This is a genomic window from Paludisphaera soli, assembly GCF_011064595.1.
In the GTDB taxonomy this organism is placed as follows: domain Bacteria; phylum Planctomycetota; class Planctomycetia; order Isosphaerales; family Isosphaeraceae; genus Paludisphaera; species Paludisphaera soli.
In genome coordinates, this window is record NZ_JAALJI010000037.1 from 40,436 (window position 1) to 56,527 (window position 16,092).

Sequence of the window (16,092 nt, forward strand, 5' to 3'; positions counted from 1 at the left end):
ACAGGACCGTTTCCGCGAGACCCCCGCCGGCCGCTTCGCGTGGCGTCGCGGCCGTCGGGATCGTAAGATGGGGAAGAACCGGCCCGCCACGACGATCGGGGCCGCGTCCCGCCCTCCCAACGTCCGGAGAACTCGACCGTGAAGAACGTAGCCGTCGTCGGCGCCAGCGGCGCCGTGGGCGAGAGGATGATCCGCCTGCTGGAGGAGCGGAACTTCCCGATCTCCGCCATCCAGTTCCTGGCCTCCCCCCGCAGCGCGGGCAAGACGGTCACGTTCCGCGGCGAGTCGCACACGGTCCGGCCGATCTCCAAGGAAGCCTTCCGGGGCGTCGACATCGTCCTGTCCAGCACCCCGGGGGGCGTCTCCCGCGAGTGGAGCCCGATCGCCGCGGCGGCCGGCGCCGTCGTCGTCGACAACTCGAGCGCCTTCCGCATGGACCCCGACGTCCCGCTGGTCGTCCCCGAGGTCAACCCTCAGGACGTGGCGAAGAACAAGGGGATCATCGCCAACCCCAACTGCTCGACGATCCAGATGGTCGTGGCGCTCAAGCCCCTGCACGACGCCGCCAGGGTCCTGCGTGTGGTCGTCAGCACCTACCAGTCGGCCTCGGGCGCCGGCCAGAAGGGGATCGACGAGTTCGAGGACCAGACCCGCGCCTGGGGCCGGGGCGAGCCGATCCCCGCCCCCGCCAAGTTCGCCCACCCGATCTTCAACAACTGCCTCCCCCAGATCGACGACTTCCTCCCCAACGGTTTCACCAAGGAGGAGATGAAGATGGTCAACGAGACCCGCAAGATCATGGGGGACGACTCGATCGACGTCTGCCCGACCTGCGTCCGCGTCCCGGTCGCCTACTCGCACAGCGAGTCGATCCTAGTCGAGACCGCCCGCCCGCTCTCGGCCGAGGAAGCCCTGGCCCTCTGGCGCGAGGCCCCCGGCGTCACCGTCGTCGACGACCCGTCTCAGCTCCAGTATCCGCTCGCCGCCTCGGCCGAGGGCCGCGACGACGTCTTCGTCGGCCGCATCCGCAACGACCTGAAGAATCCCAACGCCCTCCTGTTCTGGTGCGTCAGCGACAACCTCCGCAAGGGCGCCGCCACCAACGCCGTCCAGATCGCCGAGGAACTCTTGAAGCTCGAACCCGCCCGCGCGTGAGCCGGGTGAGGAACGCAGGCCGTCGACGTCGTGCTTTCTCCCCTCGTGGGAGAAGGTGGCCGAAGGCCGGATGGGGGGGGACGTCTTGTAAGCCGTCGCCCTCTTGGTTCTTCAGCCTGGATGATCCTTCGCGAATCGTCCTTCCCCCCTCGTGGGGGAAGGTGGCCGAAGGCCGGATGAGGGGGGACGGCCGCGAAGCCTTCGCGTCCTCGCGTCGTCCGCCTGGATGGTCCCCCTCATCCGGCCCTGCGGGCCACCTTCCCCCACCCGGGGGGAAGGGAAGACGACGCCGACGTCGCTCCCTCGCATCTTCCCCTCAGCCCGCCCCCCATGCGCAACATCAAGCTCACGATCGCCTACGACGGCACCGACTTCCACGGCTGGCAGCGCCAGCCGGAGTTGCGGACGGTGCAGGGGGTGCTGGACGAGGCGATCGAGCGGCTCCTCGGGGCGCGGCCGAACACCAACGCCAGCGGCCGGACCGACGCCGGCGTCCACGCGTTGGGGCAGGTGGTCCACTTCCTCTCGGCATCGCGGCACGGGCCGGAGGTCTACCTGAAGGCCCTCAACGCGACGCTCCCGCGCGACGTCCGGGTGCTCGACGCCGCGGAGGTCCCGCAGGCCTTCCACGCCACGCTCGACGCCCGCTCCAAGCGGTATCGCTACCGGCTGGACAACGCCCAGTACGCCAGCCCGTTCGAGCTGCGCTACGCCTGGCACGTCTTCCACCGGCTCGACGTCGACGCCATGAACCGGGCGGGCGCCGCGCTCCTCGGCCGGCACGACTTCCGGAGCTTCGAGACCGACTGGCCCAACCGGCTCAGCTCGGTCCGGACGATCTACGACGTCGAGGCCTCGCGCCACGGCGACCTGGTCCACGTCGAGGTCGAGGCCGACGGCTTCCTCTACAACATGGTCCGCGCCATCGCCGGGACCTTGATGCTGGTGGGGACCGGCAAGCGGCCGGAAGGCTGGGTCGCCGAGGTCCTCCGCGCCGAGGACCGCGTCGAGGCCGGCCCCACCGCCCCCGCGCGCGGGCTCTTCCTGCTCCACGTCAACTACGACCGCCCGCCGGAGAGGGCCGACCGCCGATGAAGATCGTCCACGTCATCACCCGGCTGATCCTCGGCGGCGCCCAGGAGAATACGCTCCTGACCGTCGAAGGGCTCCACCACCGCTACGGCGACGACGTGACGCTCATCACCGGCCCGGCCGAAGGCCCCGAGGGCGACCTCTTCCGCCGCGCCGAGGAACAGGGGCTGAAAGTCGAGCTGACCCCCAACCTGATCCGGGCCGTGAGCCCGACGACCGACTGGACGGCCTATCGCGAGCTGCGGCGGGCGTTCCGCCGGCTCCGGCCCGACGTCGTCCACACCCACAGCTCGAAAGCCGGGATCGTCGGCCGCGCCGCGGCCTGGAAGGAAGGCGTGCCGGCCGTCGTGCATACGATCCACGGCCTGCCGTTCGGGCCGTTCGAATCGGCCGCGAAGAATCGGCTCTACATCGCCCTGGAGCGCTGGGCGGCCCGCCGCTGCCACGCGATCGTCAGCGTCTGCGACGCGATGACCGACCAGGCGCTCGCGGCCGGCGTGGGGAGTCCCGAGCAGTACTCGACCGTCTACAGCGGCATGGACGCCGACGCCTTCCTGAACCCGCCCCGTCCCCGCGACGAAGTCCGCCGCGAGCTGGGGCTGGCCCCGGAGCACGTCGCCTTCGCGACCGTCGCCCGCCTGTTCGAGCTGAAGGGGCACGACGACCTGATCGCCGTCGCCCCGGCCGTCCTCCGCGCCAACCCGAACGTCCGGTTCGTCTGGATCGGCGACGGCATCTTGCGGGACCGCCTGATCGCCGACCTGGAGGCGAAGGGGGTCCGCGACGCCTTCGTGCTCACCGGCCTCGTCGAGCCCGGTCGCATCCCCGAGCTGCTCTCGGCGTCGGACGCCGTGATCCACCCGAGCCTCCGCGAAGGGCTGGCGCGAGTCTTGCCGCAATCGCTGCTCGTCGGCCGGCCCGCGATCAGCTACGACGTCGACGGCGCCCGCGAGGTCGTCACCCCCGACACCGGCGTGCTCCTCCCACCCCGCGACCTGGACGGCCTCACTCAAGCCGTGATCCGCCTCGCGGCCGATCCGGCGCTCCGCGAACGACTGGGGAGCGAGGGCCGGCGGCGGTTCGCCGACCAGTTCCGGCACGAGACGATGACGGCCCAGCTCCGCTCACTTTACGAGCGGCTGCTCGCCGGCCGTACCCAGGGCGGTTGAGTCCGGAGCCTTCGCCGCCTTGCGGATCACCGCCAGGTGGAGCCGATACGCCTTCCCCTTCGCCGTGTTGAAGCCGACCACGTCCTCGATCGGCGTGAACGTCACGCCGAACTTCGCCGCGAACTCGGGAAGCTCCTCGGGCGTGACGGCCGTGATCATGGCCTCTCGGCGATCGAGCTGGGCGCGCAGGGCGGGGGCCTCTCGCGTGAGGGCGATCGGCCGGCCGTAGGCGTAGACCACGCCCGGCTCCTGGTAATTCATCAGCAGCGGGTCCAGCCCGGTCTCCGCCTTCAGGGCCGCCATCCGCTCGCCGACGACCCGCGAGACCCGCAGGGGCTCGGCGCGGGGGATCAGCCAGGCCGAGAGCAGGAACATCATCAGCCCGACGGAGCCGGCCAGCCCATAGGCCCCGCGCCAGGCCGCCCCGCGATGCAGCTGCAGCAGGCTCGCGGCCGTGCCCAGGCCGACGACCAGGCCGCAGGCGACCAGGGGAAGCCCCAGCCCCGACGGGGCCGCGAAGGCCGCCGCCGCCATCCCCACGCCGGCCGTCACGCCGATCCCGCCGATCATCCCCTGCGCCAGCCTCCCCAGGGGCCATCGCCGCAGCGTCACCGCCTGGCGGTCGACCGACTTGATCACCCAGGCGGCCAGGAGCGCGCAGGCGGGGTAGGCCGGCAGATAGTAGTGGATCAGCTTCGTCCGGACGCACTCCAGCAGCAGCATCGGCCCGACGATCCAGGCCAGCAGGTAGGCCAGGTTCGGGTCCGACTTCCGACGTCGCCAGGCCGCGAGCATCCCCATCGGCACCAGGCAGGACCAGGGGAAGAAGACGGCCGTCGACATCAAGGCGTAATAGCCCGGGATCGCGCCATGCTCCTCCAGCCCGGTCGCGATCCGCTGCATCAGTTGCTGCTTGACCGCGACCTCGACGAACTCCCCCCGGGTGGCGAAGAGCATCAGCAGATACCACGGGGCGCTCAGCGCCGTGAAGACGATCAGGCCGCGACGCCATTCCAGCCGCCGCCAGACCTCCACGACGGGGCATCCCCACCACCAGGCGAGGCCGGCGGTCGCGGCCAGCAGGGCCGGGCCGACCGGCCCCTTGGTGAGCATCGCCAGGGCGAGCAGGACCCAGAACGCGGTCGCGATGGGTCGCGACCCGCGGCGGGCCAGCTCCCACAAGCCGAGCTGGCAGGCCGTGAGCCAGAGGGCGAGGACGGCGTCGGTCGTCGCCAGCTTGGACTCCGCGACCATGATCGGCGAGACGGCCAGCATCAGGGCCGCCAGGTACCCGGCCCTCGCGCCGAACATCCTCCGGCCGAGCATCCAGACCAAAAGGCAGGTGCCGGTCCCGGCCAGCGCCGAGTGCAGCCGCATCCCGGCCGGGCCCTCGCCCAGGACGGCCGTGGCGGCTCCCATGAGCCAGTAGGTGAGGATCGGCTTGTGATGGCGGGGCTCGCCGTTGAACGTCGGGAAGAGCCATTCGCCCCGGGCCCGCATCTCGTGCACGGCCACCGCGTTGCGGGGCTCGTCGCGATCCCACAAACCGGTCCGGGCGTTACCCGCCAGGTTGAGCGCGAGGCAGACCGCGACCAGCGCGAGCGGCTCGATCCAGGCGGAGAGTCTCCCGGCCTTAGCGGTGGGAGTCGACGCCTCGGTCGCGTCGGGTTCGGCGGCGTCCTGCCCCATCACGGCGGTCCTCCATGCGGGCGAGGGTCCAGGCGTGGGTCGCCGGCGAACTTCCTCGCGAGCCCCGGCCGACGACCCCAAACCTCGCCGGCCGTAGTATAATCGAGCCCGGAAATCCGGCGAGGGCGCTTCCGCGAAGGGAACCGCGGACGCGCCCGAGGTCCTCGCCCCTCGCGGGCGGGCGACGCTCGGGGGCCAGACGAGGGACGACGCACGATGACTCCGCAGCAGAACGAGGCGGCATGCCTCCTGGAGACGGGGGCCCTCTACACCCGTCGCGAGGGACTCCAGCGCGAGGGCCGCGACCTGGTCTTCGCCGGCTTCAAGCAGGGGGCGTTCTCGCTCTACTTCGGCGACGCGCCGATCTACCACTTCGACCTGGAAGGCCGCTGGCAGCGGGCGTACGCCCGCGACCGCCACTACCTCAAGCGGCTCGACGGAGCGATCCACGAGATCGAGCGGATGCGCGAGCCCGGCGGACTCGTCATGCGGCGCCGGACCCTCGACGCGGCCGACTCCCGACGCCTCGACGAGGAGATCCGGGCCGTCGCCCACGAGCTGATCGCCGACCTGGACCGGGACGGCGGCCGTCGCCTCGACCCCCCCGACGGCAAGGCCCGGCCGATCTCCGACGACGAGCTTCGCGACTTCCTGGGCCGGATCGCCTCCTGGGACGCTCGCGCCTGGGAGTCCCACGAGGGGTCCGGCCGCCGGGTCTATCGCGAGCTGCCGTTCCTCCCCCCGGACTGCCCCAACGCCGTGGTCGTCCAGGCCTCCCTCGGCGACCGCGACGGCCGGAGCTTCGCCGGAGCCCCCGTCCGCGACCACGAGGTCCGGGACCCCGAGGCCTTCGAGAAGCACGTCCGCGACGTAGCCCGGCTGTACGGCCGACGCCTGCTCCAAACCCGCACCGCGTTCCTCGCCGACGCCGACGTGCTCCGGCTCCCCGGCGCCGACGTCCTGGCGTACCTCGACGTCGTCGGCCGCGAACTCCGGCCCGAGTCCGAGGCGGGCGTGGACGCGGACCCTCGCGAGCCCTGGATCGACTCGGTCCACGCGTTCCTCGACGACTTCGAGCGGCCGGTGGTCGACGCCGAGACCCTCCGCCGGGCCTACGATCGTCGCCTGACCCGCATCGCCCTGGGGGTGGAGTCGGGCGCGCCCGAACTGCGGCGGCTGTATGGCAAGGGGTGGGCCGACGCCGACCTGAAGTCGTTCGCCGCGCACGCCAAGGCCGCCGGCATGGAGTTGAGCGTCCTGACCCTGGTCGGGGCCGGCGGCAAGGACCGCCGCGCCGAGCACGTCGAGCGCACCAGGGGGCTGATCGAGTCGCTCCTGCTGACCCGGGGCGACCTCGTGTTCCTGCTCGACGAGCGCGAGATCGCCGGACCCGACGACGACGGCATGCGATTCGACCCGCTCGACGACGAGGAGTGGAAGGAGCAGCTCGCCCTCCTGCGCCAGGGGCTCTCCAGCCTCCGCGAGCGCGGGGTGAAGGTCGTGCCCTACAGCCTAGTCAAGCAATTCGCCTGACGGCTCGGGTCAGGCGTGATAGCGACGCGTGTGGCGGCCGCCGAGGAAGCTCTCGAAGACGAATTTGCCGAGGTCCTCGGCCGAGCAGTAGGCAGCGACGCCGTTGGAGACGCGGGCCATCTCCTGCACGAAGTTCACCAGGCCGAGGTAGTAGTAGTCCTCGATCAGGGCGTAGCTGGAGACCCGGATCCCGGCCGAGGCGCAGCGGCGCACCTCGTTCAGGGTGTGGGCCGCCGTCTTCTCGGCCGGCGGGTAGATCAGGACGACCTCGTGCCCCTCGATATGCGCCGTGGGCTCGCCGTCGGTGATGACGATGATCTGCTTGTTCCCCGCCGGCTGCCGGACCAGGTGGTTTCGGGCGAGGCGGAGCCCGGCGTGGATATTTGTGAAGTGCTGCGGCACCCGCCCCTGGGGCTTCTCCATGTCGAACCGCAGGTGGATTCGGCTGTCGTACATGCTGACCGGCTTGGGGGCCGAGTTCAGCAGCTCGCGCTCGCTCATCTTGTTGGCGAACGTATAGAACCCGATCATCTGGATCGAGTCCTGCGGGTACTGCGAGCGCACCATGGCCTGGAGCGCCATGGCGACCTTCTTGGTCGTGTAGTACTTGCCGTAGCGGCCCATCGAGCCGCTCATGTCGATCAGGACGACGGTCGCGCAGCGGGTCTGGTATTCGGTCTCGTGCACCACGTAGTCGTCGGGGACGAGGCGGATCGGCACGCCGCCCCCCTGGCGGATGTACGCATTCTTGATCGTCTCATGCATGTCGATGTTGGCGAGGGGGTCGCCGAAGACGTAGGGCCGGGTGTCCTCAAGTGACACCGTCCCCTCGCCCTTCTGCTGGGTCTCGTGGCGTCCGAGCGCGTCGCGGTTGAAGGTCAGGAACAGCTCGTGGAGCGACTTGTCCTGGATCCGCCGGAGGCCTCGGGGCGTGACGGCCCACTTCCCTTCCTCGTCGCGCTCGATCAGCCCTTCCTTCTGGATCATCTCGACGACCTCGGGCAGGTCGTCGTCGTCCACATCGTCGAGGTTGCGCAGGACGTCCTCGCCGTACTGGAGCAGGTACTCCGAGATCTGCTCGAACAGCTTGTCGGCGGACTGGGGGAGGAACTCCTGCGAGCCGTCCCACTTCGAGTATTCGTAGTTCGGCATGGGCGGATCGGGCCTCGGGAGGGAAAGCACTCTTCTCCTTCCCCCCCTGGTGGGGGAAGGTGGCCCGCAGGGCCGGATGAGGGGGACCATCAAAGTGGACGATGCGAGGATCCGATGGCCTTCTGACACGCCCCCCTCATCCGGCCTTCGGCCACCTTCTCCCACGAGGGGAGAAGGACGATTGGCGACGGCTTGCCTTTCTCCACTGACCGCGCGAGGGGGGAAGGATCGGATGAGTCCGGAGGGGGTCACCTCTGATACGACGTCCCGCCCCCCTTGGCGGACTTGTTCAGCTTGTTGTGGACGTGCAGCCCTTCGAGGATGAACTCGGCGGCGCTGGCCGTGGCGGCGAGCTTGGCCTCGGGGGACCGGGCCTGGGGGGCCAGCTCGCCGGCGGCCTCCTCGGCCCGCTTCTTGAGGCCGGGGACCTTGGCGGCGCGTTCCAGGACCTCCTTGGCGGAGAGCATGTCGCCGGTCTCGATCGACTGGCCAGACTCGAAGTACTGGACCATCGGCCGGAACTCGCGGACGTCGAAGTGGAGCAGGAAGACGTTCTTGACCGCCTCGTCGACGATCCGCTGGATCAGCTTGTCCTCATGCCCGTCCTCCTCGCTCATCGTCAGCTCGAGCTTGCCGCGCGAGCTGGAGAGCGCCGCGGCCAGGTCGCCCACGCGGGGGACGATCGCGGGCTCGCGGTTCGTCAACGCCCGACGCTCGGCGTTGGAGACGACGTTCTCCAGGTTGGCGATCGACATCCGGACCGAGACGCCCGACTGCTGATTGACGTGCGGCGAGGTCCGCGCCAGCCGGGACGCCTCCTCGACGACCTCTTTGATGTAGGTCGGCACGGCGGTCTCGGGAGTCGCGGCCTCGCCGTCGGTGGAGCGGTCGAGCCAGGCGTTCTGGTCGTTCACGGCCATGCCGATCTCGCGGGTCAGCGGGTAGTGCGTCCGCACCACCGAGCCGATCCGGTCCTTCAGCGGCGTGACGATCCGGCCGCGGTTCGTGTAGTCCTCCGGGTTGGCCGAGAAGACCAGGCAGAGGTCCAGCTCCAGCCTGATCGGATAGCCCCGGATCTGGACGTCGCGCTCCTCCAGCACGTTGAACAGGCCGACCTGGATCTTGGGGGCGAGGTCGGGCAGCTCGTTGATGCAGAAGATCCCGCGATTCGTGCGCGGGATCAGGCCGTAGTGCATCGTGGCCTCGCTGGAGAGGTACCGGCCCTCGGCGTGCTTGATCATGTCGACCTCGCCGATCAGGTCGGCGATGGTGACGTCGGGGGTGGCGAGCTTCTCGTTGTAGCGGGCCTCGGGGCCGATCCAGGCGACCGGGGTGTCGTCCCCCTTCTCGGCGACGAGGTTGCGCGCGTAGCTGGAGACGGGGTGGAACGGATGGTCGTGGATCTCGGAACCTTCGACGATCGGCGTCGCGTCGTCCAGCAGGTGGACGAGCTGGCGGAGCATCCGGGTCTTGGCCTGGCCGCGGAGGCCCAGGAAGAGCATGTCGTGGCGCGAGAGGATCGCGTTCTGGATCTGGGGGACGACGGTGTCCTCGTATCCCAGGATGTCCGGGAACAGGGGCTCGCCGGACTGGAGCTTGCGGACGAGGTTGCGCCTCATCTCGTCCTTGACCGATTCCAGCCGATGCCCGCTCCGTCGCAGCTCGCCCAGGGTCCGGGGCCGATCCGTCGCCATCAATCGCCTGCCTCTCGGGTACGTCGCAAAGGATGTCGATTCACGCGGGGACCGAGGAGCTCCCGAGTCATGCTAGGGAGACTCCCCGATCAAGTCAACGAACGCCGCGACGTGCGCGGGCGGGGCCGAGGGGGCCGGTCCGCGTTGATTCGGCCGCCCGGCTTGCCGTAAGATGGCCCGGGAGTGAAAGGCGGGGGCGGGACGTCGACGCGAGAGGCGGCAAATGGCGACGGACGCGGACGCGGATACGAACGGGAAGCTGCGCGACGCGCTGCCGGATCTGACGAGCCGGATCGTGGCGACCTACAAGGGCTGCGGGTCGATCAACCACCTCGGGCACTCGTCGCTGCCGAGCTATCGCGAAGTGGTCGAGATCCTCGGCGACCTCCGCGAGATCCTCTTCCCGGGCTACGGCCGCCGCCAGAACCTGCACATGGGGAACGTGGCCTACCACGTCGGCGACCTGATCGACAGCCTCTACGACCGCCTCGGCCAGCAGCTCACCCGCGCCTTCCAGCACGACTGCGAGGCCCGCGAGCCGCTGGCGGAGTCGGAGGCCAAGGCCGAGGCCTGCACGGTCCGGTTCCTGGAGCGGATCCCCGAGCTGCGCGAGACCGCCGCCGGCGACGTGAAGGCGGCCTTCGAAGGCGACCCGGCGGCCTCCAGCCTCGACGAGATCGTCTTCTGCTACCCCGGCGTCTCGGCCGTCACCGTGCACCGGCTGGCCCACGAGCTGTACAACCTGGGCGTCCCGCTGATCCCCCGGATGATGACCGAGTACGCCCACGGCAAGACCGGGATCGACATCCACCCCGGCGCCCGCATCGGCCGCGAGTTCTTCATCGACCACGGCACCGGCGTCGTCATCGGCCAGACCACCGAGATCGGCGACCGCGTCAAGGTCTACCAGGGCGTGACCCTGGGCGCCCTCAGCTTCCCCCGCGACGAGGCCACCGGCGAGATCGTCCGCGGCAGCAAGCGGCACCCGACCATCGAGGACGACGTGGTCATCTACGCCAACGCCACCATCCTCGGCGGCGCCACCGTGATCGGCCACCACTCCGTCGTCGGCTCGTCCGCCTGGCTCACCCGGAGCGTCGCGCCGTACACGACCGTGACCATCGAGAACCCCAGGCTCCGCTATCGCGAGAGCCCCGACGTACGCCCCGACGACGCCTACCCCGAGCGCCTCAACTACCAGATCTGACCCCCGCCGCCGCCACCGGGACGGCTCGCGAAGACCAGCCAGCCCCCGGCGCGGAGGCTGGGAAAGCGGCCGGGGTTGGGGATCGGGGCGGCGGTGACCTCGTCGAGCGGGATCGCCTCGTCGATGCGGAAGCCGGCCGACGCCAGCTCGCGCCTCAGCTCGCCCCAGCGGTAGAGGTGGACCTCCATGCCGGGGATGCCGCGATAGAGCATCCGGCGGTCGCCGAACTCGTCGCGGCCCCCGAAGAGGCGGAGCGCCTGGCGGAGGAGCCAGCGTCGGCCCTGGGAGTCGCGGAGGTTGAGCCAGACGTTGTGCGCGTGGAGCGCCAGCCGCCCGCCCGGCTTCAGGACGCGGGCGGCCTCCGCCAGCGCCCGACGGCGGGCGTCGCGGCCCCGGATCATGCCGAGGGTGCTGAACATCGACGTGGCGTAGTCGAAGCTGGCGTCGGGCAGGCAGCCCAGGTCGCAGAGGTTGGCCTGGACGGTCAGCAGCCGCGTCCCGGCCTCCTCGGCCTTGCGTCCCGCCACCTCGAGCATCGGCCTGGCCAGGTCGATCGCCACGACGTCGAAGCCTCTGGTGGCGAACCGGACCGCGTGCCGGCCCGCCCCGCAGCCGAGGTCGACCAGCCGCCCCGGCGTCCTGAACCGCGCGTCGAGAGCCTCGGCGTCGGCTTCGAAAAGCGGGTGGCCGGAAAAGTAGGCGTCTTCCTCGGCGGCGAGCCGGGGGGTGTTGCAGTACTCCCAGAGAGGCGCGTCGACGCCCTGCGGGAGCCGCCAGGCGGGGGGAGGGCGTCGCGTGCTCATGGGAGGGTCTCGTCCTCAGCCGCCCAGGGACGTCGCCAGCACCTTGCCCGAACGCGGGGGGAGTTCCAGCCCCCGGACATGGCCGTCCTCCACCCGGACGGCCTGGTGCGACCAGGGGTCGGCCAGCTCGACGCCGTCGGCGACCTGGTCGTGCACGGCGAGGTCGATCCGCTTCGGCTCGGTGCCGGCGTTGAACGCGACCAGGACGGCCTCGTCGCCGAGCTTGCGGGCGTGCGCGAAGACGTCCCCCTCGGCCTGGAGGACGCGGAACGAGCCCCGGCGGAGGGACGGGCGGGCCCGGCGCAGGGCCGTCAGGCGCTGGAAATCGTGGAGCAGGTCCCTGTCCCAGGCGTCGTGGTCGTGCCAGGGGAAGGCACCGCGGTTGGCCGGGTCGTGGCCCCCCTTCATGCCGATCTCGTCGCCGTAGTAGATCGACGGGGCGCCGGGGTAGGTCATCTGGAAGAGCGTCGCCAGCCTAAGGGCCGAGACGTCCTCGCGGGCGAGCGTGAGGAACCGGGCCATGTCGTGGCTGCCCAGCAGGTTGAGCATGGAGCCGGTGATCTCGGGCGCGTACAGGCCGTGCAACCGCTCGATGGCCGCGGCGAACGCCGGGGCGCCGGGCTCGGGGATCGGGAAGAGGCTGGTGCGCTGGAGTTCCGGCAGGTCGACCTCGCCGCGGGCGAAGAAGGCGAGGCAGGCGCGGGTGAAGTGGTAATTCATCACCGCGTCCCACATGTCTCCCTGGAGCCAGTGCTGGGCGTCGGTCCAGACCTCGCCGACGATGTAGGCCTCGGGGTTGGCGCGGCGGACCCGGCGGCGGAACTCGCGCCAGAACTCGTCGTCCTCGATCTCGTTGGCGACGTCCAGCCGCCAGCCGTCGATGCCGAACTCGACCCACTTGACGGCCACGCCCAGCAGGTATTCCCGGACCTCGGGATTCTGGATGTTGAACTTCGGGAGGGCCGGCAGGTTCCACCAGGCCTCGTAGTTCGGCGCGACGTCCAGGTGGTAGGCGTTGACGGGGAAGCCGCTGACCTTGAACCAGTCGACGTAGGCCGAGTCCGGCCCGTTCTCCAAAATGTCGTGGAACTGGAAGAAACCCCGGCTGGCGTGGTTGAACACGCCGTCCAGCACCACCCGCATCCCGCGGTCGTGGGCGGCGTCGATCAGCCGCCGGAGCGCGGCGTCACCCCCCAGCATGGGGTCGACCTTCTCGTAGTCGTGGGTGTGGTAGCGATGGTTCGAGGCGGACTGGAAGACGGGGGTGAAATAGATGGCGTTGACGCCCAGCTCCTGGAGGTAGTCCAGGTGCTCGGCCACGCCGACGAGGTCGCCCCCCTGATAGCCGTTGTAGGTCGGGGGGGAGCCCCAGGATTCCAGGTTCCCGGACTTGGGGACGCTCAGGCTGCGGGCGAAGCGGTCGGGGAAGATCTGGTAGAAGACGGCGTCCCGCACCCAATCCGGAGTCTCTGGTCTTTCCATCGTCACGAGGCGCTCCCGGTCTCTGCATCCATCTGGCCGAACTCGGATCCGGCCCGCCATCCTAGCAGATCATCCCACCTCGATCTTCACCCAGTACATCTGGCCGCGGTCCCCCCGGATCCGCAGGTCCTCGAGCATCGGACGGAACTCCAGCTTGGGCTGGCCCTTGTAGAGCGCCTTGCGGTTGACCCGGACCTCCAGCTTACGCTTGAAGTCGACCAGCTCGGGGCTGAGCCAGACGTCGAGCCGGCCGACGCCGCTCACGGTCAGGTCGACGAGGTTGCTGAGCGTGCTGGTCCGCATCTTGAGGGTCGCCGGGTTGAGGTTCCGGCCCAGGGGATCGACCGCCTCGGCCGAGGTGGTCCGGCCCTCGGCGAAGTTCTCGACGACGATCCCGTGGCGGCGGTCGTCGCAGATCCGGGCGGCGGACGACTCGAACGCGCGCGGGTAGGGGTCGCGTCGGCGGGGTTCCATCCAGTCGAAGAAGGTGGGGATCTCCTCGGGGAACTCCTCCAGGCCGCGGCGGCTCAGCTCCATGTAGGTCACGTCCCAGACCTTGAGGATCATGGGCTTCACGTAGTTGTTGTAGATCACCTCGTTCGCCGCCGGGGCCAGGTCGCCCATCATGCAGAGCAGGGGGAGCCGCTCGTGCTGCGAGAGGCTCCGGGGGACGTACTTGGCCGGGAAGCCCGAGACCGCGACCACGCCGGCGAACAGGTCGGGGTGGCCGAGGCCGAAATCCCAGGCCATGTTGCCGCCGGCGAGCTGGCCCGCCAGGAAGACGCGGTCGGCGTCGATGCCGTAGCGCCTCCGGGCGTCGCGCAGGGCCAGCTCCACGGCGGCGTGCTCGCCGGGCGTGTAGTGGTAGTCGGTCGCCCCCTCGGCCGCGCCGTACTCGGGGGCGATCAGGATGTATCCTCGACGCGCCGCCTCGGCCTGCCACTGCTCGACGGCCGCTTCCGGCCCGTCGCCCGAGTGCAGGACGACCACGGCCGGATAGGACCGCAGCGGGTGGTACTCCGGGGGGAGCTTGGCCAGGTAGCGGGTCGGGATCGAGTCCTCGGCCTCGACGACGATCTCGACGGGGCCCTTCTCGGCCTCGTCGGCCGCGCGCCTCAGGGGGGGCGGCATCAGCTTGCAGAGGCGCTGGGCCAGCTCCATGCGTTCGAGGCCGGGGGCGTCGGGCGTGCCGTCGGGCCAGCTCAGGTCGTCGAGCCGGGCGAGGGCGTCCTCGCGATCGGCCTCGTCGCCGGTCAGGTACTCGGCGATCCGGTCGCGGGCCTGCCAGAGGACGTCGGCGCGGGCCAGGTCGACGACGGCCGCGTCCTGGCCGACGACGTAGCCGGACATCGCCAGGGCGAGCTGCGCCTCGTCCGTCGGGGACGATTCGGCCTTGGCCTTCCGCCACGCGGCGAGGCGTTCGCGGACGACGTCGGGGGCCTCGGCCAGGGCCCGCTGGACCTCGGCCAGGCGAGCCTTCCAGGCGGCGTGGACCTGGGGCGCGAGCTTCAGCTCGATCCGCCGCAGGTCGTTGCGGACGGTCAGGTCGGCCTGGGCCTGGTCCTCGTCGCGGCGGGCCAGCTCCCGGGCTTCGACCTGCAACTCGGTGGGGATCTCGACGCCGTCGAATGTCTTCAGCAGCCCGGCCGCCTCCTTGAACCGCCGGGCGCGGCGGAGGGCGTCCACGTCGGAGCGGCGCTGGGTGGCCTCGGCCTGGACGATGAACTGCCGGGCGCTCGCGGCCCGCTCGGCCAGGTCGCTGTCGGGGAAATCCGCGATCAGGCGGTCGAGCTCGGCCTTGGCCTCGGGATACCAGCCGGCCCCCATCAGGAACCGGACGACCCGCTCCCGCTCCGCCTGGTTCTCCTTCTCGACGCGGTGCAGCAGGCTCATCAGGACCGGCCGGGGCACGGCTCGGGTGGCGACCTGGCCCTGCCAGAAGCCGTCCACGCCCCGATAACGGATCACGTTCGGGCTGATCTCGTTGATCGCCTGCTCCATCGCCACCGGCCTGGAAGCGGTCCCGAAGTACTGGAACTTGCGACGCCCCTTCTCGTCCCAGGGCTCGGCCGCGACCCTCACGACCGCCTTGGGCATCACGCCGGCGTGGACGGTCATCGGCTGGACCAGCGAGAACTTCTCGCCGGTGCGGAGGAGGTTGTCGGCCGTCACGCGCTCGACCTTGGAATCGCGGACGACGATCTTCTTGAGGCCGTCCCAAAGGTACAGGAGCGTGTTGTCGCGATCGGGAGGGGCGAGCGTCCGGTAGGCCACCCCGTTCTTCATCACCACCGTGTCGCCGCGAGCCGCCAGCGTCGCGCCGGCGATCGCGAGGGCGATCGCCAGGGCCGGCCGGGTCGCGATCGGCCCGGAACGGGTCCTCGTCGAGGGTCCATGCATCAAAGCCCGCCTCCCTGAGCTCGTCCCACCGCCGCCGAAACCCTCCCGGCGCCCGCCGCAAACTCAAGCATAGCCGACGCCCGGGCGCGGCGTCCCCCCCACCAGACGCGAGTTCCGCCGGTCCTGAGCGATGTCGCGGTTCTCGGCCTTGTGTGGACGCTCCCCGGGCGCCATTTATTCTATCGGGCGGGGCTGCGAGGCGGGCTGGCGGCGGGGGGGCCTCGGTCGTAACCTGGATGTCGACGTCCGACCGGAGGAGCCTCGACGCGTCGAGGATCGCGATGCCCGACGAGCCCATCAAGTTCCGTTGCTACCGCTGCGGCAAGCTGCTCGGGGCCCCCGCCCGACGCGCGGGAGGCGTGGCGACGTGCCCCCAGTGTCGGGCCGAAATCCAGGTCCCCGAGCCCGGGCCGGGCGACCCGACGTCCCCTCCCGAGCCGGCCTTCCCCGCCCCCGAGGAGCCTCGCGAGGAGCCCTTGTTCGCCGCGCTCCTCGCGCCGGAGCCGGCCGGCGATCCGGTGATCCCCCCGATCCGCTACGACCCCCCGTCGATCCGCCCGCCGGCCGCCGGGGCCGACGCCCCCCGCGCGGCCGACGTCGTCCTGGCCCCGGCCGTGGTCCTGGCGTGGTCGCTCCTGGTCCTGGCGGCGATCCCCTCGGCTTTCGTGGCCGGCCTCCTGATCGGCCATTTCGTCTGGAAGTGATACGGACTCTAT

The 16,092-nt window shown here is 70.7% G+C and carries 12 protein-coding genes; 6 read left to right on the forward strand and 6 right to left on the reverse strand.

Annotated features, from left to right (window positions below):
• Positions 1–138: 138 nt before the first annotated feature.
• The 3 genes from G6O68_RS28670 (at position 139) to G6O68_RS28680 (ending at position 3,416) form a co-directional block, all read left to right on the forward strand.
• Positions 139–1,155, forward strand: coding sequence for an aspartate-semialdehyde dehydrogenase (locus tag G6O68_RS28670; RefSeq protein WP_165252630.1), 1,017 nt, complete (start codon positions 139–141; stop codon positions 1,153–1,155).
• Positions 1,156–1,485: 330 nt separating this feature from the next.
• Positions 1,486–2,250 carry a tRNA pseudouridine(38-40) synthase TruA gene (gene truA / locus G6O68_RS28675; RefSeq protein WP_165252632.1) on the forward strand — a complete coding sequence of 255 codons (765 nt, stop codon included), beginning with the start codon at positions 1,486–1,488 and terminating at the stop codon, positions 2,248–2,250.
• Complete coding sequence (locus G6O68_RS28680; protein WP_165252634.1) at positions 2,247–3,416, forward strand: glycosyltransferase family 4 protein; 1,170 nt, start codon at positions 2,247–2,249, stop codon at positions 3,414–3,416. Before truA ends, G6O68_RS28680 begins: the two co-directional genes overlap by 4 nt.
• Here G6O68_RS28680 and G6O68_RS28685 read toward each other — a convergent pair.
• Positions 3,372–5,105, reverse strand: a complete 1,734-nt coding sequence (locus tag G6O68_RS28685; RefSeq protein ID WP_240911547.1) for an ArnT family glycosyltransferase — start codon at positions 5,103–5,105, stop codon at positions 3,372–3,374. The two genes, G6O68_RS28680 and G6O68_RS28685, sit on opposite strands and share 45 nt — an antisense overlap.
• Positions 5,106–5,321: 216 nt before the next feature.
• Between G6O68_RS28685 and G6O68_RS28690 the strand changes: the two genes are divergently transcribed.
• Positions 5,322–6,638 (forward strand): hypothetical protein, encoded by a 1,317-nt coding sequence (locus tag G6O68_RS28690; protein ID WP_165252638.1) that lies wholly within the window; start codon positions 5,322–5,324, stop codon positions 6,636–6,638.
• Between the two features lie 9 nt (positions 6,639–6,647).
• Here the strand turns inward: G6O68_RS28690 and G6O68_RS28695 are convergent, their stop codons facing one another.
• Both G6O68_RS28695 and G6O68_RS28700 read right to left on the reverse strand, forming a co-directional pair.
• Positions 6,648–7,790, reverse strand: a complete 1,143-nt coding sequence (locus G6O68_RS28695; protein WP_165252640.1) for a VWA domain-containing protein — start codon at positions 7,788–7,790, stop codon at positions 6,648–6,650.
• A gap of 248 nt (positions 7,791–8,038) precedes the next feature.
• Positions 8,039–9,484, reverse strand: coding sequence for a sigma 54-interacting transcriptional regulator (locus G6O68_RS28700; RefSeq protein WP_165252642.1), 1,446 nt, complete (start codon positions 9,482–9,484; stop codon positions 8,039–8,041).
• A gap of 223 nt (positions 9,485–9,707) precedes the next feature.
• Here G6O68_RS28700 and G6O68_RS28705 point away from each other — a divergent pair, with 223 nt between their 5' ends.
• Positions 9,708–10,691 carry a serine O-acetyltransferase gene (locus G6O68_RS28705; RefSeq protein ID WP_165252644.1) on the forward strand — a complete coding sequence of 328 codons (984 nt, stop codon included), beginning with the start codon at positions 9,708–9,710 and terminating at the stop codon, positions 10,689–10,691.
• Here the strand turns inward: G6O68_RS28705 and G6O68_RS28710 are convergent.
• The 3 genes from G6O68_RS28710 to G6O68_RS28720 form a co-directional block, all read right to left on the reverse strand.
• Positions 10,679–11,494: a class I SAM-dependent methyltransferase gene (locus G6O68_RS28710; RefSeq protein WP_165252646.1), complete on the reverse strand. Its 816-nt coding sequence runs from the start codon at positions 11,492–11,494 to the stop codon at positions 10,679–10,681. The genes G6O68_RS28705 and G6O68_RS28710 overlap by 13 nt on opposite strands.
• Before the next feature lie 15 nt (positions 11,495–11,509).
• Entirely contained in the window at positions 11,510–12,976 is a 1,467-nt protein-coding gene (locus G6O68_RS28715; RefSeq protein WP_165252648.1) for a glycoside hydrolase family 13 protein, read from the reverse strand.
• A 69-nt stretch (positions 12,977–13,045) separates the two neighbouring features.
• A complete protein-coding gene (locus tag G6O68_RS28720; protein ID WP_165252650.1) occupies positions 13,046–15,376 on the reverse strand; it encodes a PHB depolymerase family esterase in 2,331 nt (776 codons plus the stop codon).
• A 281-nt stretch (positions 15,377–15,657) separates the two neighbouring features.
• Here G6O68_RS28720 and G6O68_RS28725 point away from each other — a divergent pair, with 281 nt between their 5' ends.
• The gene (locus G6O68_RS28725) at positions 15,658–16,080 is read left to right on the forward strand and encodes a hypothetical protein (RefSeq protein ID WP_165252652.1); all 423 of its coding nucleotides are present in this window, start codon (positions 15,658–15,660) and stop codon (positions 16,078–16,080) included.
• Positions 16,081–16,092: the final 12 nt, after the last annotated feature.